This window comes from Paenibacillus sp. FSL R7-0333 (assembly GCF_038000365.1).
Lineage (GTDB): Bacteria > Bacillota > Bacilli > Paenibacillales > Paenibacillaceae > Paenibacillus_AQ > Paenibacillus_AQ silagei.
Map to the genome: position 1 here is coordinate 3,584,726 of NZ_JBBOBZ010000001.1, position 21,105 is coordinate 3,605,830.

At 54.3% G+C, this 21,105-nt stretch carries 14 protein-coding genes; 9 read left to right on the forward strand and 5 right to left on the reverse strand.

Annotated elements, in window-relative coordinates:
• Positions 1 to 400: 400 nt before the first annotated feature.
• On the forward strand, positions 401 to 1,927 hold the full coding sequence (locus tag MKY86_RS14870) for a NosD domain-containing protein (RefSeq protein ID WP_076075320.1): 1,527 nt from the start codon (positions 401 to 403) through the stop codon (positions 1,925 to 1,927).
• A 4-nt stretch (positions 1,928 to 1,931) separates the two neighbouring features.
• Here the strand turns inward: MKY86_RS14870 and MKY86_RS14875 are convergent, their stop codons facing one another.
• Positions 1,932 to 4,199 carry a helix-turn-helix transcriptional regulator gene (locus MKY86_RS14875; RefSeq protein ID WP_076075318.1) on the reverse strand — a complete coding sequence of 756 codons (2,268 nt, stop codon included), beginning with the start codon at positions 4,197 to 4,199 and terminating at the stop codon, positions 1,932 to 1,934.
• Between the two features lie 304 nt (positions 4,200 to 4,503).
• Here MKY86_RS14875 and MKY86_RS14880 point away from each other — a divergent pair, with 304 nt between their 5' ends.
• From MKY86_RS14880 to MKY86_RS14915, 8 genes are all read left to right on the forward strand, one after another.
• Entirely contained in the window at positions 4,504 to 5,430 is a 927-nt protein-coding gene (locus tag MKY86_RS14880) for an ABC transporter permease (protein ID WP_051478139.1), read from the forward strand.
• Positions 5,431 to 5,445: 15 nt separating this feature from the next.
• Entirely contained in the window at positions 5,446 to 6,315 is an 870-nt protein-coding gene (locus MKY86_RS14885; RefSeq protein ID WP_036726904.1) for a carbohydrate ABC transporter permease, read from the forward strand.
• A gap of 42 nt (positions 6,316 to 6,357) precedes the next feature.
• Positions 6,358 to 7,926: an extracellular solute-binding protein gene (locus tag MKY86_RS14890; RefSeq protein ID WP_076075300.1), complete on the forward strand. Its 1,569-nt coding sequence runs from the start codon at positions 6,358 to 6,360 to the stop codon at positions 7,924 to 7,926.
• A gap of 85 nt (positions 7,927 to 8,011) precedes the next feature.
• A complete protein-coding gene (locus MKY86_RS14895; protein ID WP_076075297.1) occupies positions 8,012 to 11,068 on the forward strand; it encodes a CBM96 family carbohydrate-binding protein in 3,057 nt (1,018 codons plus the stop codon).
• A gap of 153 nt (positions 11,069 to 11,221) precedes the next feature.
• Complete coding sequence (locus MKY86_RS14900; protein ID WP_143803556.1) at positions 11,222 to 11,998, forward strand: 6-phosphogluconolactonase; 777 nt, start codon at positions 11,222 to 11,224, stop codon at positions 11,996 to 11,998.
• Entirely contained in the window at positions 11,995 to 13,158 is a 1,164-nt protein-coding gene (locus MKY86_RS14905; RefSeq protein ID WP_076075295.1) for an N-acetylglucosamine-6-phosphate deacetylase, read from the forward strand. Before MKY86_RS14900 ends, MKY86_RS14905 begins: the two co-directional genes overlap by 4 nt.
• Before the next feature lie 269 nt (positions 13,159 to 13,427).
• A complete protein-coding gene (locus MKY86_RS14910) occupies positions 13,428 to 15,317 on the forward strand; it encodes a DUF4838 domain-containing protein (RefSeq protein ID WP_076075292.1) in 1,890 nt (629 codons plus the stop codon).
• Positions 15,318 to 15,347: 30 nt separating this feature from the next.
• Entirely contained in the window at positions 15,348 to 16,919 is a 1,572-nt protein-coding gene (locus tag MKY86_RS14915; protein WP_076075290.1) for a glycoside hydrolase family 3 protein, read from the forward strand.
• Between the two features lie 356 nt (positions 16,920 to 17,275).
• Here the strand turns inward: MKY86_RS14915 and bioC are convergent, their stop codons facing one another.
• Genes bioC through bioB form a run of 4 tightly spaced genes read right to left on the reverse strand, consistent with a single transcriptional unit; the run spans position 17,276 to position 21,101 of the window.
• Entirely contained in the window at positions 17,276 to 18,136 is an 861-nt protein-coding gene (gene bioC / locus MKY86_RS14920) for a malonyl-ACP O-methyltransferase BioC (protein ID WP_076075287.1), read from the reverse strand.
• Positions 18,126 to 18,914, reverse strand: a complete 789-nt coding sequence (locus tag MKY86_RS14925; protein ID WP_340827119.1) for an alpha/beta fold hydrolase — start codon at positions 18,912 to 18,914, stop codon at positions 18,126 to 18,128. Before MKY86_RS14925 ends, bioC begins: the two co-directional genes overlap by 11 nt.
• The gene (bioF, locus tag MKY86_RS14930) at positions 18,911 to 20,089 is read right to left on the reverse strand and encodes an 8-amino-7-oxononanoate synthase (RefSeq protein ID WP_076075284.1); all 1,179 of its coding nucleotides are present in this window, start codon (positions 20,087 to 20,089) and stop codon (positions 18,911 to 18,913) included. The genes MKY86_RS14925 and bioF overlap by 4 nt, the downstream gene beginning before the upstream one ends.
• 25 nt (positions 20,090 to 20,114) lie before the next feature.
• Positions 20,115 to 21,101, reverse strand: a complete 987-nt coding sequence (bioB, locus tag MKY86_RS14935; RefSeq protein ID WP_076075282.1) for a biotin synthase BioB — start codon at positions 21,099 to 21,101, stop codon at positions 20,115 to 20,117.
• Positions 21,102 to 21,105 lie beyond the last annotated feature (4 nt).

Here is a 21,105-nt window from a genome sequence, read left to right on the forward strand (position 1 = left end):
AGGGGCATGGGCGCGGGTCGTTACGCTTAGCGGCAAACAGTTGGATTTTGTCCACTTGCTGATATACGAATGAATCATGGCGGGACAGCAGTTGGACAAACAGCACTTAATTTCTCTCATATTTAGAAAAGCGGGAAAAACAGCATTATGAGATGCTGTTTTTCCACTTGCTTCAGTAATTCCTACGGAAAGCGGTAATTTAAGGTACGTTTTTCCACTTGTTTGCTCAAGAATCAGGTGACGATAGGTGATCCCAGGCTTGACTCTGAACTTTTACTCCGCAGGAGAGTAAGTCTGAAAAGGTATACGGGATGACCACCGAAGTCATGCAATATATGGATGCGCTCATCCGTGTTTATATGGATCGAGGATAATAAATAAGCTAGGGGAGGTAATATCTATGCGAAGACATCTCTGGAGATCGGCTATTGTGCTTAGCTTGATCTTATTGCCCGGATGTTCCAGCGCCCCAAACACGCCGTTGTCAGTTCAAACTTCGCCTGAAGCTAAGCCGGAATACACGCAAAGTACAGCTCCGGCTCCGAAGTCCAATACAGCGCCACAGCCAAATAAGGCCAACGCTTACTATGTCGCTGTCGATGGAGCTGACAGTAATCAGGGGACCATAGATTCTCCCTGGAAGACGCTTCAACAAGCTGCGGACCTCGCGGTGCCGGGAAGCTATGTCTATATTCGCGGAGGCGTGTACCACCAGAAGCTGCACATCTCTAAGGGAGGCTCAATGGATGCCGGTCCAGTCGTATTCGCCGGTTATCCGAATGAGACGGCGGTTCTTGACGGCGAAGGCCTGCCGGTTAACGGCTTAGAGGGTCTGGTCGAGATCCATCAGGCAAGCTATGTAACGATTCAGCAACTGGAAATCCGCAATTACAAGACGGCCGCCATTGGTGAAATTCCCGCAGCTATCTATATTCACGGTTCGGGAAAGGACATCTCTGTGCTCAATAACCGTATTCATTCCATAGCCAATACTGCCCAGCCTGAAGGGGACGGGCTTAGCGGAAGGGATGCCCATGGTATAGCGGTATACGGAACAGAAGCGAAAGAAGCCCTGCAAGGACTTATTATTAATGGTAATGAATTGTATGATTTGGTGCTTGGTTCAAGTGAGGCGCTGGTCGTGAACGGCAATGTGGATACTTTTGAGATTACGAACAATATCGTTCATGACAGTGACAACATCGGGATCGACCTGATCGGGTTTGAGGGAACGGCCGGAGACGAGCGGGTGGATCAGGCGCGTAACGGGACGGTCACAGGAAATGTAGTATACGGGATTTCATCCAATCTTAATCCGTCTTATGGGAACCCTGTACCGAATAACAGCCATTCGGCGGGCGGAATCTACATCGATGGAGGAAGATCAATCCGGGTGGAGCAGAATCGCTTGTATGATAATGATATAGGCCTTGAACTTGCTTCTGAACACAAGGGAAGGCTAACCAGTGATATTACGGTCAAAGACAATCTGATCTACCGCAACCGGCTGACCGGCATTGCAATGGGCGGTTATGATGAGGGGCGTGGAGGCACCAGCGATAGCATTGTTGAGTTGAATACGCTGTACAAGAACGACCTGCTGGGCGACGGTAATGGCCAATTGTATCTGCAAGCTAACTTAAGCGGTAATGTCATTACCGGCAATATTATCGTAGCAGGTGATTCCGGCGTTATGATCAGCAACGAATATACGAGCAACAGCAAGAATACGGTGGACGGCAACCTTTATTATGCAGAAGGAGGGGCAGATCAGGCTGTATGGGTATGGAAAAAGAAGGAATACCCCGGCTTCGCCTTGTATCAGCGCGGCACGGGGAACGATTCCAGCTCGCAGTTTGCCGATCCGCAGTTCAAGGACGCTGCCCATGAAGATTTCCGGCTGAAACCGGGGGTCACCGTCCGATAAACGCTTAACTGTGATTATCCCCGCCAGCCCGCTTACGGTACTCACCCGGGGTCAGGCCGGAGGCACGCTTGAACATGCGGATGAACGAGTTCACGTTCTGGTAGCCGACCTGAAGTGCGATATCCTGGATGCGCAGGTCGATGTTCATCAGCAGCTCCTTGGCCCGTTCGATCCGCAGCGTGTTGAGATATTCGCTGAAGTTAATGCCGGTCTTCTCCTTGAAGATGCTCGACAGATAGCCGGAGGTCAGATTCAGCTTGTCGGCTACAATGTTCAGATTGATATCCTCACCGTAATGCTTGTCCAGATACTCCAGCACGAAGCTGATGACCGGGTCCCGGGCCTCCGAGCCGCTGCGGATCGCCGCAAGCACTGGAGTCACCAGCTCCTGGAGCCATTCACTATACTGCTGCGTGGAATAGAAGGCGGCGAACGGCTCACCGGACTGGGCCGCGACCAGCCCCATCTCAAGCTCCGGCAGATTCAGCTTCATGACGGTCTTGCTTGTCTGTTCTGCCACTCCCGCAGCAAAAGCCCGGAAATCCTCCGCAGCGGCATCCTTATTCGACAGTTGCTCCAGTTGGCGGTCTATCCAGCCGAAGACCGGCTCTTCGCTGCCGGACTGCAGCAGGTTATGCAGCTCTTCTCCATGGGTGACCTTCAGATGAAACGCTTTGGCCGACGAGGCCCGCGGCTCCACGATGATCTGTGTCTCCCCGTTCAGTCTGCGTTCCTTCAGCAGCTCCGACAAGTTGTGGTATGCATCGGTGAACGGGGTTTCGCCCGAATACACCGGGCTGACCGCTATCGTGAGGTAGAGGGAACGCTCCTCTGCCAGCAGCTCCTGCAGCGTGCCCAGTACCTGAAGAATGGCGCTCTGCGGACCGGGATCGAAGAGCAGCAGCAAGAGCAGATCCTGCTCCGGCTGCAAGGCGACGTTCTCGGATTCCTCCCCGGTGAACAGGCGCTGAATCAGCTGCCATAACGCCAGTGTATGCTTCTCCGTCTCCTCCGGGAGGCGGGTGAAGCTGAGCTTGAACAGAATGGAGGCATACGGCCGTTCGGAATGCAGCGCATCCTCCAGCTCGCTCAGACTTGCGTTCAGCGGAATATTTTTCACCTTATGGGTATAAGCATACTGGCGGACCAGCGAATTCTTGTGTGCCAGATCGTTCTGGATGAACCGGTTGTTCTCCAGGATGGAGCTTAGGCGGTCGCCGATAATGGCGAACTCTTTGACGCTGCTCACCTTGCCGGGGACGCTGCCCGATTTGCGGTCGAACGCGGCGATCAGGCGCTGGAGCGGCTGGTTCAGCCGGTAGCTGAACAGGAGGGAGAACAGGAGGCTGACCAGCACCGCAGCAGCGAGCAGAACGGCGAGCAGCACCCGCATACCGCGCAGCCCGCTCGCAATGGCGGCAACCTCGGTGACCCGGACGTAGGTGAAGCCGGTCTGCGCCCCTTTTTGATAGAAATAATAGTTGTCCCCGATCCGCTCATGAGCGCTTGTAGTAACGGCATACTCCAGCGCTGGCAGCTCCGTCTCTGCGGTGGAGAAGAGCAGCCGGTCCTGCGCATCCATTATATAGAAGGGATTCTTCCCGGCATCCCCGTACGCCTGCTCCAGCCGCTGCGGATTCAGCATCACAATGCCGTAGACCTCTTCATAAGGAATCGCCTTGATCATGACCGGCATCAGCCGCCCGAGCGCACGCGTGGAGCTCATTGTTGTTTCCGTAAAAGAAGCAGCAGGGAGGACCTTCAGATACTGGTTGTCCATGGTCTGGCCGCTCCAGAAGTCCGCCGGATACTCCCCGCTGTAATAATATTTGCCGAACATGTCGGCCGCGGTACTCAGTCCCTCTTTCTCAAGAACATAGTCCTCCGCCTTGAAGTACAGAATGAAATTCTCAATATGCAGAAAAGGATTCCCGTACAGCGTCATCAGATCCGATTTGACCTCGTTGAGAATATCATACCGCCGGTTCTCCTTCAGATGGCTGAGAATGCCCAGGTTGGCTGTCCACGTATCCGACTGGGTCAGCGCCAGAATCATATTCTGCGTCAGCCGGAAGTGATTCTCGTACCCTTCCACCGTCTGCTTCAGGCTCTGCTCGTTCTGCCGGACCACCTCCTGATAGACCTTCCCGCTAAGATATAGATGAGAGAACAGATTGAATGAAGCCAGCAGCAGGATGACGCTCAGGAAGCTGAGCATGAGCTTAACGAACAGGCCGCTAAGGGCAAATTGGCTGGTAAGCGGTCTCTTCATATGTATTCCCCCTTCAGGTGCAGCCGCTTGGTTATCGTTTTATCCTATCATAGCGGCCCAAAGCTGACACGCACAATATGCACTTTTGCTGATTTATACGCTATTCTAGGGAAATACGCAAATAAGGCGAAAAGATATATAACATGCTGATAGCGCTTCCCAAAGACTTGCCGCTATAATTCGGAGACAAACCCCGGAAACAGAGGGGAAGTTAGCTGACATTCAGCGAGCTGCCATCATTAAGAACAAGAGGGGAATGCCTATGGCTCAAACGAGTGTAGTACAAGACAACTTGCGAAAGGAAATGAAAGATCCTTACCGGCGTCAAGGGCGTCTGCTGCGGACCTGGAACCATAACAAAACGCTATGGCTGCTGTTCCTGCCGTGCCTGCTGTATTATCTGATTTTCCGGTATGCGCCGATGTTCGGCCTCGTCATTACGTTTAAGGATTATAATCTGTTTAAAGGAATCTGGGCCAGCGACTGGGTGGGGCTGAAGTATTACCGGATGTTTTTTGAGAATCCTGACTTTTGGCCGCTGATGAAGAATACCCTGCTCCTGGGTCTGTACAAGCTGGTGTTCGGTTTCCCTGCCCCGGTGATCCTGGCCATTCTGCTGAATGAAGTCCGTAAGGCCGCGTTCAAAAAGTTCGTGCAGACGGTCAGCTATCTGCCGCATTTCATCTCGAATGTCATTGTGGCGAGCATGGTCATTATGTTCCTGTCGCCGACCGGCGGCCTGATTAACAATCTGCTGGGCACGTTCGGGATTGGACCGATTAACTTCATGAATGAGCCGGGGATGTTCCGGGGGATCTATGTCCTCTCGGAGATCTGGCAGCATATCGGCTGGGAGACCATCATCTATCTGGCGGCATTAACGGCGATTGATCCCCAGCTCTATGAAGCAGCCGACATGGACGGGGCCAGCCGGATGCGCAAAATATGGCATGTCACGCTGCCCGGCATCTCACCGGCGATTGTCATCACGCTGATTCTGAATATCGGCAAGGTGCTGGAGATTGGCTTCGAGAAGGTGTTCCTCATGCAGAACCCGGCGATCTACGATACGGCCGACATCATCAGCACGTATGTGTACCGGGTCGGAATGGAGCAGGGGAACTTCAGCTATGGCGCTTCGATCGACCTGTTCATGGGCATCATCAGCCTGATCTTCATCTATAGCGCCAATTACATCAGCCGCCGGGTCAGCGAGACAAGTCTATGGTAGAGAAGAGGTGTGGTAATGAGATCACCGAGAATATCCTTGTTTAATATTGTCAGCACGTTCTTTCTAATGATCGTTGTGGTGATTACGCTCTATCCGTTCCTGCACATGCTGGCGGTGTCTCTGAGCAGCGATATCAATGTCATCAAGAACACGGTCTCGTTCTGGCCCAAGGGCTTCAATGTGAAGATGTACGAGCTGGTGCTTGGAGACCCGAAGATCTGGACGGCCTATAAAAACACGCTGATCTACACCGTGCTCGGCACGCTGATCTCGCTGGTGGTTACGTCTACCGGGGCCTATGCGCTCTCCCGCCGGGATATGGCGCTGCGCAAGACCTTCACGATGCTGATCGTCGTGACGATGTTCTTCAGCGGCGGGATGATCCCGACCTTCCTCGTGGTCCGCTCCCTGAATATGGTGGATACCGTATGGGGCATGGTCCTGCCGGGCGCGGTCAGCACCTGGAATCTGATTCTGATGCGCACCTTCTTCTCGGGCATTCCCAAGGAGCTGGAGGAATCCGGGCGCATCGACGGATTGAATGATATCGGGATATTCATGCGCATCATCATTCCGCTGTCGAAAGCTTCCTTCGCCACTATTGCTTTATTTTACGCAGTGGGCATGTGGAATAACTTCATCTATCCGCTCCTGTATCTGCGTACCCCGGATTTGTTCCCGCTACAGGTGCTGCTCCGCAATCTGGTGCTGGCGGGAAGCGCAAGCTCGGGGGATGTGACCGGAATCGGGGGAGACAACCAGGTCGTTGAAGAGTCGCTCAAATATGCAACGATTATGGTCTCTACGCTACCGATACTCACGGTGTATCCGTTTGTTCAGAAGTATTTTGTCAAAGGCGCCATGATCGGTGCAGTGAAGGGCTGAACCGGTCTGAACCATAACTACTACTTAAGGGAGAGATGAAGAATGAACAAATGGAAGTCTGTAATGTTGCCCCTCGCGGCAGCGGCAATCCTGGTGAGCGGCTGCAGCGGGGGCAATAACAATAATGCCTCACCTGCTGCCACAGTTGCACCGGGCGGAGAATCTGGAGCTGCCACTGCGGAAGCGAAGCAGGCCCACACCTTCACCGCACTGCTGGACAACAATGCCACCTTCCCTTATTCCAAGGACTGGCCGGTCTGGGGCTGGATCAAGGATCAGACCGGCGTCACGCTGGAGGTGCAGACACCTTCCGGGAAGCTGGCTGAAGCGTTGAACCTGGCGGTGGCTTCCAATGCGCTGCCGGATCTGATGTATATGCCCAACCGCAAGGAATCGAACAAATTCGGCCAGCAGGGGGCACTCGTGGACCTGATGGAATACATGGACAAGCTGCCGAATCTGACCGCCTGGATGAAGCAATACCCGGATGAGGCGAAGGCGGCGCTCTCCGCTGACGGCAAGATGTATATGTTCCCGAACCAGGGCTTCGGGGAGACGAACCGCATGATCTGGATGTACCGCCAGGATGTTTTTGAGAAGGAAGGCATTCAGGCTCCCAAGACTTATGATGAGCTGCATACGGCTCTGAAGATGCTCAAGACGAAATACCCGGACAGCTACCCGCTGTCGGTCCGTTACGGCCAGATTCCCGATGAGATGAACACGAACATGACGGTCAACTATGGAACAGGCGAAGGGGCGTACTACGATTTTGATACAAAAGAATGGCGCTATGGGCCGACAGAGGACAGCTACAAGGAAATGGTCGGCATGTGGAAGCAGTTCTACGATGAAGGGCTGATTCCGCCGGACTTCCTCTCGCTGCAGACCAAGCAGTGGCAGGACATGGTGTCTACCGGCAAGTCTTTTGTAACCGTGGATTATATCAGCCGTGTGGACTTCTTCAATAATGCGATGCGCAAGGAGAATCCTGAATTCAATATGCAGTTCTTGGCTCCTCCCGCAGGGCTTGAGGGCGGCAAACAGCTGAATCCTTACTTCCATTACATGGAGGGCGGTCTGACGGTTGCTTCGACCTCCAAGAATATCGAGGATATCATGGCGTACATGGACTTCTTCTATTCGGAGGACGGCCGGACGCTCAGCAGCTGGGGTGTGGAAGGCGAGACGTATGTGAAGGAAGGCGAGACGATCAAGTTCAAGCCGGAATTCACCGATGTGATTGAAATGCGGAAAGCAACGGGACTTCAGACCAGCGGAACCTATACGTGGATTGACTTCAACGCCCATCTGTCCCTGTTCTCGGATGACCTGAAGCACGCTTATGAAGAGGCTGTCAAATACGATCCGGCCAACATGCAGCCGCGTCCGGCCTTCACCGAGAAGGAGAATGAAGTCATCTCGATCACCGGACAGGCGATCAAGAAGCACCGTGATGAGAGCTTTGCCAAGTTCGTGACCGGTTCCCGTAAGCTGGCGGACTGGGATAAGTATGTCGAGGAGATTAACAATCTCGGAGTAGACAAGCTGCTCGCGACATATAAGGAAGCTTACGACCGCGTTCAGAATATTCAATTAGGCAGCAAGTAACCGGGTGCTGACCGCAGGGAAGAAACGCTGAAGCACAGGCTAGGCAATCAGGGTATTCGCTTGACCATTAAAGGAGGCGGCGCTTATGAAGCAAAGGCTGCAAGGCTTTGGTAAACGGCTTGGATGGATTCTATCGGTGCTAGGTCTGATTGTTGTACTCTCAGCAGTGGCGGTTCCGGGCACAGCCCGGGCCGCAGGCACCATTACACTGGATGAACCGCCCGGGGGATATGTCTCCTCCGGCGGGCCGGTGGAGGTCAGCGGCACCTATACCGGACTGTATGATGTCCGGTTGTACGTGAACGGGACGGCCCAGTTCGAGGCGCTGCTGGATGACCCGGACGGGGATGACAGCGGCACCTGGTCTTATACGCTCGACACCTCACGGTATAACGGTCCGGTGGAGCTGGTGGCCCGCGGGCTGGATACCACCACCCGCTACGGGGTGTGGAGTCCGTCCGTCACCCTTGAGGTGAACAACCCGGCAGGCGTTGCGCCAGTGGTGACGATTACGGGTCCGGATGAGGGCATTGCCGTGACCGGACAGGTGGCGGTCACTGTTCAGGCAGAATCGGCTACGCCGGTCTCGGGCGTGCAGGTCCGGGTGAACCGGGGACCGTGGCAGCAGGCCGCTTATAACGGCACGGAATATGTATATGCCTGGAATACGGCGGGCATCGGTGACCGCACGATCAGCCTGGAGGCGCGGGCCACGAATGCTCCCGGACGCTACGGCTATAGCCCGACCGTCTATGCGCAGGTCGGTGCAGGCACGCATGAGCCGGCGCTTCCTCTGCCGGATCAGGACCGGGCCATGTGGATCTGGGAGCCGGAGAGCTATAAGCTGCTGCTGAATCCGGGTTCGCGGGAGGTGCTGGAGTCCTTCGTTACGGACACCGCAACCTTCGGATCAGAGCCGGTGACGACCCTGTATCTGGCCGTGGGCAACTACGCGGGCTACAGGGCGCTGGAGGAGCAGGAAGACGAGCTGCGCTCCTTCATGCGCTGGGCGCATGAGCGGAACTTAAGCGTCCATGCCCTTGTCGCGGGCGGAACCTCCCCGGCTTATATGGGCGCTTATGAGCGCTACCATAGTCATGCCGTACGTGAGATCGAGCAGATTATCAACTACAATCTTGCGGCGGATGCGGATGAGAAGTTCGATGGAATCAATGTGGACATCGAGCCGTATATCTCCCCGGACTTCAAAGACCCGAGCAAGTTCCTGCAAAAGGAGTATCTGGATGGTCTTCAAAAAATGATTGACCGCCGGGATACAGCCGGTATCCGGCTGCCCTTCGGCCCTGCTGTCCCTAAATGGTATGATTCCTCCGAGCAGGGGGCGAATATTCTGTGGAACGGCACGACGAAATGGCTGTCCGAGCATATCCAGGATATCTCCGATTATATCTCGATCATGGATTACCGGGATTCCGCAGATGGCACAGCGGGCATCATTGCCGGCGCAGCTGGTGAGCTGGCTTATGCCGAGGCGATCGGCAAGCCGAATTCTGTAGTCATCGGGGTAGAGACGCTGGATATTGCAAACAGCGGTGACCCGGAGACCATCACCTTCCAGGAGGAAGGCCGCAGCCACATGGAAGCAGAGCTGGACAAGGTCTACGCCGCTTCCGGGCAGAGCAGCGCTTTCGGCGGAATCGCTGTCCATCATTATGATTCCTACCGGGCATTACCTTCATATTGGGGACCGGGCGGCGTCTTCTGGACAGCGCCGGAAGACCATGAAGTACCATCTGCACCTGCGGGTACGCCAACCGCTGTTGCCAGTGACTATCAGAGCATAAGGCTGAATTACGGAATGGCTACTGACAACTTAGAGGTTGACCGCTACATCATCTACCGCAGCACAGTATCCGGCTTCACGCCAACCTCTGCGGATATTGCCGGACTCGCCCGGGGCCTGAATTATCAGGACAAGGGGCTGCTCCCGGATACCACTTATTATTACCGCATCGCCGCCCGTGATCTGGCGGGCAATATCGGGCCGGTCTCCAGCGAAGTGTCAGCGGTCACCGGAAGTACGGCGCTGAAGCCGATGATCGTGACAGATATGCAGCTATCATATACTGGAACCGCTGCGGCAGCTTCCATGAAAGTGCGTGACTATACCACAGGGGCGGTACTCGCAGGGGCCGCTATAGAAGGCCGGTTCACCTATTCGGCAGGCCGTTACGCGGCGGCTGTTACAGGAGCGGATGGACGGGCTGCCTTCACTTCAGAGGCGATTGCCCAGAACCGTCAGGCCGGGTTCGAGCCGAGAAGAGTTCAGGCTGCCGGATATTATTATGCCAGCGCCCATGACCTTCCGCACACCACCGCGCTGCTGCCGCATGGAGGGCTTAGCGGATTAACGTTATCGGCAGGAGAGTGGGACAAGCCCTTCTCTGCAAGTGACAAATCCTATACCGTAACAGTCAACAGCAATGTAACTTCGCTGCAGGTCACACCGGTTACCGCCAAGGCCTCGGATGCAGCGCTTGTAAATGGACTGCCCGTGGCATCGGGAACGGCCGCGTCCGTTACGATCGGGTCAGAGCCTGCTGATGTGTCGGTCCTGGTGTACCACGAAGATGGAACGGCAGATCTCTATCTACTGAATATCGAGAGAAGTGCTCCGGCAGATCCGGTGATCCCGGTGACCATGGATGCCTATGTCCATGAACATCAGCCCTCGACTAATTTCGGGCAGGAGCCTGTGCTGGAGGTTGCCGATCTTCCAAATGCACAGGGTGGAGGAGACCGTGTCGCCTTTATGAAGGCGGAACTGAATCTCTCTGGAACGGCGGTGCAGTCCGTAACCCTTAACGTGTATGTCACCGCTGCCCCGGCTGTCCCGGTTACACTTGCACTAAAGGGCTACACCGGAGCGCAATGGACCGAGAGCGGCATCACCTGGAATAACCGGCCTGTCAGCGGCGGAACGAATCTCGGAACGGTCCGGGTCACCGGGGCCGGCTGGTATAGCGCGGATGTGACCGCTTATGTTGTCGCGGCAGCGGCGGCTGGACTTACACCGACCTTTCAGTGGAGCGACCCTAATACCACGGGAATCGTTGTAACGCTGGGCAGTTCTGAGAATTCGGATAACAAGCCATATTTGATGGTGAGTAGCGGGTTGTAACCGAGTGGATGCGCTAGACAGAGCGTGACAGGAAGAGTAGAACTGGATGAGTTTAGTGAAAGAGAGTAACGAGAAGATCGTAATTGGATGAGTGTAACAAGCAGGGGCCGCCCCCGTCCCTGCCACAACCCAATAAGGAGGGATGACGTAGCTATGAATGAAAGTATGGCTCCGGCAGATGAGCATCAGGTGGAACGTATGCGTGTTCTGGTTTATCACCACCGCAGTGAGATGGGAGCGGCGGCGGCAGGAGCAGTTGGGCAGCGAATCAGAGACTTGCAGGGGAAGTCCCAGGCTCCGGTTCGCATTGTATTTGCCGCAGCTCCGTCACAGAATGAGCTGTATGAGGGGCTGGTGCAGGAGCAGGGAATTGATTGGTCCCGGGTGCATGCTTTTCATATGGATGAATATATCGGCCTGACGGAAGACGCGCCACAGCGCTTCGGGAACTACTTGCAGGAACGGCTGTTCAGCAGAGTCAATCCCGGACGGATCGAGTTGCTGGGCCGGACGGGCAATATTGAAGAGGAGTGCCAGAGATACGCAGCGCTGTTGAATGAAGCTCCTATTGATATCGTCTGTCTCGGCATCGGGGAGAACGGGCATATTGCGTTCAATGATCCGCCTGTAGCCGATTTCGCCGATCCGCTTCTTGTTAAAGCGGTCGAATTGGACGAAGCCTGCCGGACGCAGCAGGTGAACGACGGCTGCTTCGCCAGCCTGGACGATGTACCTACTCATGCGCTGACGCTGACCGTCCCCGCCTTGATGGCAGGACATCACCTGTTCGCCATTGTTCCCGGCACGGCCAAGCAGGACGCATTGCAGGCTGCGCTTCATGGCCCGCTCAGCACTGCGTGCCCGGCGAGCCTACTGCGGACCCATCCCGCCATTACACTGTTTACCGACCGGGATGCCTTCGGCTCATGAACGGTGTGATCTCGGGAAGACATTACAGAACCGGCCTGCCGCTCGAGGTCCACGTTAACGGTGGCGTCATTGAAGCGGTTCATACCCTGGCCGAGAGTCCGCATATGGCCGATTGGCCCTGGCTTGCGCCGGGGCTGGTTGATTTGCAGGTGAACGGCGGCTGGGGGCTTGACTTCAATACGCTGCCGCTTGCACCGGAGACCGTGGCTGGACTCTCGCGCCGCCTGCTGGCCCGGGGAGTTACCTCGTATTGTCCTACCCTGATTACGAACGGGTCGGACCAGCTCGTCCAGGCAGCATCCGTGATTGCTGAAGCCGTGCGGACACAGCCGGATATCGCCGGGCTGATTGCAGGCATTCATCTGGAGGGGCCGTTCCTGTCGCCGGAGGACGGTCCGAGAGGCGCGCATCCCCTGGAGCATATCTGCCCGCCAGATTGGGAGGCCTTCTGCCGCTGGCAGGAGGCGGCGGCGGGGCTGATCCGGATCATTACCGTGTCGCCCGAATGGCCGGGAGCCGCAGCCTTCATCTCCAGATGCACAGCTTCCGGCGTGAGGGTCTCCATCGGACATACGGCGGCCTCACCGGAGCAGATCCGGCAAGCAGTGGCTGCAGGGGCGGTGATGTCTACTCATCTGGGCAACGGTACGCATCTTACTCTGCCGCGCCATCCTCACTATCTGTGGGAGCAACTAGCTGCCGATGAGCTGTACGGCTGCATGATTGCCGACGGCTGCCATCTGCCGGATACGCTGCTGAAGGTGATTCTGCGGGTGAAGCAGAGCCGGGCGATTCTGGTCAGCGATGCCGTCTCGCTGAGCGGCATGGCGCCGGGCGCTTACCGGCTGCATATCGGCGGCGACGTGGTGCTGACGCCGGAGGGACGGCTGCATCTGGCCGGCCATCCGCAGCTGCTGGCCGGATCAGCCATGATGCTGGCGGACCAGGTGGCCTACCTGGCCCGGGCCGGGCTGGCACCGCTGGAGGACGCCATCGACTGCGCCTCACTTCACCCGGCCCGGCTGCTGGGGCTCCCGCAGGCTGCCGGACTTACCGCAGGTAGGCCTGCGGATCTGATCGGCTTCCGCAGGAACGGCGTAGCCCTGGATATTCAAGCGGTATGGAAGAACGGCCGGCTTGTAGCGGCCGGTAAGGATTAGGAGAGTAACAGAATTAAAGAACTAATTCCATTTCATTAACGCGATAAGGTAGGACGTTGCGTTCGTACCGAACAATCAGAGATAAATGTAATGGAGTGGCCATAATGAGGCCATCCGTCCCAATGTAGTCGAAAAACCGATCACATTTGGAACGGGGACGGCGAGTGGGCCCAATGTAGTCGAAAAACCGAACACAATAATAGGCGATTTCGTCCTTACTGATCCAATCCATAAATTTAAACCTGACGATGTACTAGGAGGAGAGAGCGATGCTTAGCTTAATACCCGAGCCGAAGCAGGTAAGATTGACAGAGAAGGATCCATGGCGGGCCGGCGGGGAAGTCCGTCTGCGGCTGGCCATGGAAGTGGAAGATCCCCGGCTGGTGCTTCATTGCCGGCGGGCTTTTCCCGGCAGGGAAGTCACCGCCGTCGTCTCGGGAGCAGGCGAGGGATACTCGCTGCTGATTGAGGAGATTGTGAGAATCGAGGGAACGGAGGAGACTGAGAGCACTTCAGCGCAGGCAGTGCCTGGAGAAGCGGGACCGACTAACGGCCGGGCTTCGGCTGCTGATCCTGATGAGACAGAACTGTCCCCACTGAAGGGCCGGGCGGAAAGCTACCTTCTGGACGTTAGCGCAAACGGAGCTGTAATCCGCGCACTCGACGCCCCCGGACTCTATTACGGCTTGCAGACGCTGCTGCAATTGCAGAGCCTGCACGGCGACGGCAGTATTCCATCGATGTCCATTACGGACTGGCCCGATACAGAGCTTCGGGTGATGAATTTCGATCTGCGCCAGACCTTCTCGAAGCCGGAGCGGCTGATCGAATATCTGGCTGAATTCTCCAGCTACAAGACGAACGCGGTGCTCATTGAATACGAGGACAAGTTCCCATTCCAGACGCACGGGGAATTCGCCCATCCGCAGCACGCGCTTAGCCGGGAAGAGCTGGAGGCGCTCCAGGCTGCGGCCCAGGAGCATTATATCGAGATTATTCCGCTGCAGCAGAGCTTCGGCCATCTGGAGTATGTGCTGCGCCATGACGCCTGGAAGCATCTACGGGAGACAGAGGAATCTACTGGCGAGATCTGCCCGTCCCATCCGCAGACCTATGAACTGATTACAAGCTTGCTGGCGGAGATGATGGATGCCCATCCTGAATCACGTTATATTCATCTGGGTTGTGACGAGGTGTACAGCCTGTGCGAATGTGAAGCGTGCCGGAAGGAATTCGGCGGCGTACGGGAACGGGCCTTCATCTCCTTCCTGAACCGCCTGATCGAATTCACAGCCAGCCGGGGACGGCAGCCCATCTTCTGGCATGACATGCTGGACAAATGCCCGCCCGAAGAGCTGGCGAAGCTTGATCCGCGCAGTGCAGCAATGATCTGGATCTATAACGGCCGCAACATACAAGCGGAGGTTACTTCCCTGACCCATAAGTTCAGAGCGCTCGGCATTGAGGTGATGGGTGCACCTGCGGTCCGCAGCTTCGACTGGGCGGAGCATCAGAACTACCCGGTCATTGATAACCGGACCGACAATCTGCTGCAGTGGGCAGAGACAGCTGAGAAGCTGGATATCCGCTGTATGGTCGCTACGAACTGGACCGGGCCGTTCAGCCTTGGCGTTCCTTATGGCGTATTCGAGACCACCTGGTATCCGATGCTGCTTCATGCCGATCTCGCCTGGAACCGGCGGGCAGATGCTGGTACGTTCATCGACCGCTTCCTGGAGCTGTTCCATGGTATAACTCCAGAGACAGGTCATGCGCGGCTGGGAAATTACCAATTAGAGGATTACTACGATATCATCTGGAAGCTGCGGGAGGAGGTGCAGCGGAATCACGGCTACGCTGAGCTGATCGCGATCATGCATGATTTCGAGGTGGCCACCGACCGCTCCAGGGCGATCCATAAGTATGCCTACCGCTGGGAGCTGTACCCGGGCGACAGCGCGGAATGGCGTTCTTTGCTGAACAATTACACCCGTAACCATAACGGACGCGAAGCGGTCCGGCCCCGGATGCTGGAGGCGCTTCTGCAATACCAGCCCCGCGATATGGCCGAGCATTTCGTGAGATCCCGGTTCTATCTGCATGATTATCTGGAACGGACGCTCTATCAGGAGCTGGGCCTTGTCCATAGCGAGGGTTAGCAAACAAACCGACAGGAGGATGGAACAGTTATGCAGCTGAATGAAGTGAAATCACCACAAGCTCCGGCAGCCATGAGTCTGGAGGACAAAATTTCCCTGATGTGTGTGGTCGGAACCCCCTCCACAGCAGCAGAGCCTGACTTCCGTGAACGGATGTCTCAGAACCGGTTCGGCGGGATTGGCCTGTTCCCTCATAATGTGAAGGATGAGCAGCAGACGCTGAAGCTGATGGCGGAGGTTCAGGCCATTGCCGGAGACTCCGGCATTCCGCAGCCTTACTATGTGTCGATCGATGAGGAGGGAGGCACGCTCTCCAAGTTCAAGACCTTCTATCCTTACATCCCAGGCAACCGTGCTGCCGGATTAAGCCTGGATGCTGAGACCGCCTATCTCCAGGGTAAAATCATCGGCAGCCAGCTCCACGCGCTGGGCATCCCGATGAACTGGGCGCCAGTGCTGGATGTGAATACGAATATTGACAATCCGGTTGTCGGGGTGCGCTCTTTCGGCGAAGACCCTGAAGTCGTAGCCGCCTTCGGCAAGGCTTATATTCAGGGGATGCACGAGACAGGTGTAGCGGTAACGGCCAAGCATTTCCCCGGCCATGGACAGGTCAGCGGCGATTCCCATGTCGTCCTCCCCGAGTGTGAACTGACGCTGGAGGAATTATTGAACGGGCCGCTGTTGCCATTTATCGCTGCCATCGAAGCCGGGGCCGATTCAATCATGATGGGACATCTCGTATTTCCTAACATTCCCGAGTCGGCAGGACTGCCTGCTTCACTGAGCCCCTTCTTTGCCGGAGACTTACTGCGCAGCAGGCTGGGCTTCGAGGGTATCATCTGCACCGATGACATCGAGATGGGCGCGATCAAGAAGAATTTCAACCCGGATGAGGTGGGCGTACTGGCCGTGCTGGCCGGCAACGACATGATTCTGATGTGTCATACACCGGAATTCCAGGAGCGGGTGATAGAAGGCATCCGCAAGGCTGTTCTGGACGGCGTCATCGATGAATCCAGAATAGACGAATCAGTCAACCGCATCCTCCGCCTCTATGCGAAATTCCGGCAATACCGGGCGGCGGCCCGGCCCATTCCGCGCGAAGGATGGAATGAGGCGACCCTACAATATGCGCGCCGCACGGTCAAGATCAGCCGCGATCCGCAGCAATTGCTGCCACTGTCTCCATCGCGCCCATATATGATGATCTTGCCGCAGCAGGAGCAGCTTACGATTGCCGACAACTCCGGCGGCCAGACAATCGTCTTGGCTGCGATGCTGGAAGCAGAGGGCTTGTCCGTACAGTTGCAATACTGCAGCATGAAGCCCGAAGCCGCTGAAATCGCGGCCTTATGTGCACAGGCTGCCGGTCATGTAGTAATTCAGGGAACACTGAATGCCCATCTGTTCCGGGGACAGCTCGAACTTGCGGCACAGCTTGCCGATGCCGGACCGCTGCTGAACCTGGTTTTACGCAACCCGTATGACGATGCTTACCTGCCGCAGAGTGCCGGCAGCATTCTGCTATGCTCCACCTCAGATTATTCACTTAAGGCGCTGGTAGAAGTGCTTATACAGGGAACGGAAGCAGCCGTTTGAGACTATTACAGCATCAGATTTAAATCTGTTTATAGAGACTGACTCTCAGAGGTTCCGTGAAACGAAACCACATCAACCGGCAGAGGGACTCAACGATAGCTGTAGAATGTACAAATGAAACTCCCCGCAGCTTGCTGCGGGGTATCTTTCTTAGCTGGAGAGTTCGCTTCGCGCACCTAGAAAAACGTCGAAAAACGTCAATTGCTCTCCTTCTGTTTTTTCGTGTAACTTTACGTATTCGTCCATAATCCCTTGCTTCTTCACATAATGTCTTATAGTCGCTCCACTTCCAAACAATGTTCTAGACTGGGCTGCCGTATTGAGCTGTTGTTATCAGTTAAAGAGCTTATCTTAATCTACCTATCGGTTAATGCTTGGATCAATAGAAGATCATAACTGGCAGCAACGCCTCCCTGTACGCTGAACTTCCCCTCGTATTCCTTATACATGTTGGTGAACAGGCGTCGCGAACTGAGTCCACCCATAGTAACAGCCTCTGAAGTGCTGGCTCCCATCGCTTTTACCGAGTGAAGAAAGTCTCTTGCTGAAGCATACTTTTCAGTCTGAATCGAGCGTTCATATTGGATATTTGTGAACCCTGATTCCTTCATCAAGTTAGTCCATTGGTCTGTCGATCGAAAAGTCAGTCCGTGACGCTGCGGTTCTAATCCACTTGCTCGATAAACTTCATTAAAAGCCCTATGCATTTCGTAGAAAGTATCAGGCCCGAATGTCGTGAATATTAGCATGCCTCCAGGTCGAAGCATCCTCCGAAGTTGACCAATTGTTTGCCTAGGATTGCTCAGCCATTGAAAGCAGGCGTTGGAGACGATGAGATCAAACGAAGCTGTCGGAGCTTCTGGCGCCCACATTTCAACATCAGCATGAAGAAGGCGTAAACGATCCGATGTAATTTTCCCAATAATGTTCGCTTCAGCTGAAAAGACACGTTGTTCAGCCAATTTGATCATCGCGGGCGCAATATCAAGTGCAGTAATACTCGCACTGGGCCATTCATTTATTAGAATCTCTGTCAGTGTCCCCGTGCCGCAGCCGATCTCAAGAATATTGAGACCGGCTACGTTACCTTTGTTCTTCCACCCTATGAAAGAACCTGCAAGGCGATCTGACATTATACGCTGAACTTGAGCGTGAGCGTCATACGAATTTGCACTTCGGTTAAATTGACGTCGAATATTACTTATCCTACTGCTCATGCCACCATCTCCTCAGTTCATCAGCTATATGATCTTCCTTTCCCAAGAACGGGGCATGCCCGCAGGCAGGTATCGTGAATAACTTTGCTTTAGGTAACTGGGCAATAAGCTCCGTTGCGGCGCTGTAAGGACAAATACTATCCTCAGTCCCGTGCACAAGAAATACCGGACAAGTGATGCTTTTCAGTTGAGACAAGCAATCCTCGTTGCGCAAAATCTGAAGACCTGCGATTAGCGCTGGAGTTGTCCAACTACCTATTGGGGGAAGGCTTTCGCCTATATCGGCCTCCCATTCTGCCTCCGTAAACATGAGCTGCCGGAAATTTGTTTCAACGGCTTGTCGATCCTTTACAATCCCAGTAATCATCTTCCTAACGTATGTATCTACCCAACCGAGGTCAATCTCTTCTTTTAAACGAGTAAATCGAGCCGTTGCAGCGAACAACAAAAGGCCATCAGCGAACCCTTTGGACGCTAGTTTCAGAGCAAGTAAACCTCCGAGAGACCAACCTCCGATCAACAGCGGACCGGTGGAAGCCCTTGTCCTACAAGCCGCTCCATCCAAATTCAGAACATTTTTAGCTGCTATTTCAGTTTGGATCAATATTTTCTCTGGAGTATCAGTATTACTGTAATCTACAGAAACATGATGAAAATCAGGCAGCAACTCACGAAGCCGATCGAAAACCGAGTCCGGCATACTCCATCCGCACAACCATAAAATGGTGCCGCTTGTCTGCGTCTGAATTTTAACTGAATCAATATCCAATGCAATCATGAACTCAACACCCCTAGTCGAAGGCCGATGTTGTGGATGCGTGCGACTGCATTGGTCAACTCCTTATCCGTGTGAACGGCTGACAAGGAGAAGCGAATGCGCGCTGTGCCATCAGGAACAGTAGGCGGACGGATGGCAACCGCTAGGACCCCCTCTTCTTCAAGAGCTCCACTGAACCGTAAGGCCGCATCGTTATCGCCTACGATCAAAGGTACAATTGGCGAGTCGCTGGCACCGATGTTAAACCCGGCGTCACAAAGCGAGGACCGAAATAACCTGCTTGCCGCATAAAGCCTTTCTCGACGCCAGTTTTCCTCTTGCACCAAAGCTAACGCCTTTGAAATACCAGCTACGATAGAAGGAGGCAGCGCTGTTGAATATATGAGTGGTCTAGCCTTGTTCACCAGCCATCGAATTAGCGTGCGGCTGCCACAGATATAAGCGCCGTAGACACCGAACGATTTGCTGAATGTTCCCATATGAATATCAACATCATTTTGCAACCCAAGTTCATGGCATAATCCCTCGCCTCGCCCCCCGTATATCCCCCCACTATGTGCCTCATCCACCATAAGCATCGCCCCGTATTCGCGTTTGAGCGAAAGGAGTTCATGTAAGCGCGCCTGGTCGCCATCCATGGAGAAAACAGCATCTGTAACAATCAGCTTACGCCGTTTATCACGATACTTATTCAGTAGTGTACGCAAATGTTCCATATCGTTATGTCGGTACCGAGCATGCTCCGCACGGCTCAATACAATGCCGTCCACAATGCTTGCATGGTTCAACTGATCGCTGAAAACAACATCGCCTCGGCTTATTAGCGCACTAATTACACCAGAATTAGCCATATAGCCATTTGCAAATACTAACGCTGCTTCGCAGTTCTGCCAATCGGCCAGTGACTCTTCAAGACGAACATAAGGCAACCGGTTACCTGTTACTAGGCGTGAAGCTCCTGAGCCAGCTGCTTCCGTGAGCAGAGCCTCGCGCATCACTTCTATTATGGCAGCATGCTGGGAGAGTCCAAGATAGTCATTGGAGGACATGTTGAGTAACACTTGTTCTCCGCGCACCGTATAGCCAGGAGATCCCGATACTGAACTACTTGCACGCAAGGAACGCTCCAACGAAGCATCAGACAATAATTCAAGTTCTTTTTCCATCCAGTTCATGATCGACACCGCCTTAAAGGGCATTTTATTCAATCTCAAATCCCAAATCCTCAATAATTTGATGATCAGCCGTTACGTCTTGGCCCGCTGTCGTTAAATAATCACCTACAAAGAGTGAATTTGCGGCGAACAGTGACAAAGGCTGCAGTGTACGGAGGTTGACCTCACGACCACCAGCCACGCGGATTTCTTTAGACGGACAAATGAAACGAAATAGAGCTAGTACCTTCAACGCTTTCATAGACGGTGTGCGGCCTGCATGTTCCAGAGGTGTTCCCGGTATCGCATTCAGGAAATTGATCGGAATCGAATCCGCATCTAGTTCGCGAAGTGCATAGGCCATTTCAACAATTTCTTGATTTGTCTCGCCCATGCCGATAATAACACCAGAGCAAGGGGACATGCCGTATGTTTTTACCTTCTCCACGGTTTCAACACGTTGATCATAGGTATGGGTCGTCGTGATGGATGGGTAATTAGCTCTGCTCGTGTTCAAGTTATGGTTGTAACGATGTACACCAGCTTCTGCAAGACGTTTCGCTTGATCGTCCTTGAGAATGCCCAGACATGCGCAAATTTTTAGAGGCATTGTATGACGAATTTCTCTAACCGCGTCCACTACTTGATCTAGCTCCTTGTCTGTTGGTCCCTTCCCAGCAGCTACAATGCAATAGGTTCCGGCTTTGCGTGCCATCGCTTCACGTGCGCCTGATAGCAACGTGTCTTTATCTAGCAGGGTGTATTTCTTAACCGGTGCCGTGGAAATAATCGATTGTGAGCAGTAGCCGCAGTCCTCAGGGCATAAGCCGCTTTTGGCATTGATGATCATATTCAGCTTCACTTTTTTACCGTAAAAATGTTTCCTCACCTTAAACGCAGCCTGCATGAGTAGCAGTATCTCATCGTTGTCCGCTTCCAGCACAGCAAGCCCTTCCTCTACTGTTAAACATTCTCCCTGCAATGCTTTTTGGGATAGCGATTGCCACTCCATCTCCGATGCAACTATTTCCATCTCA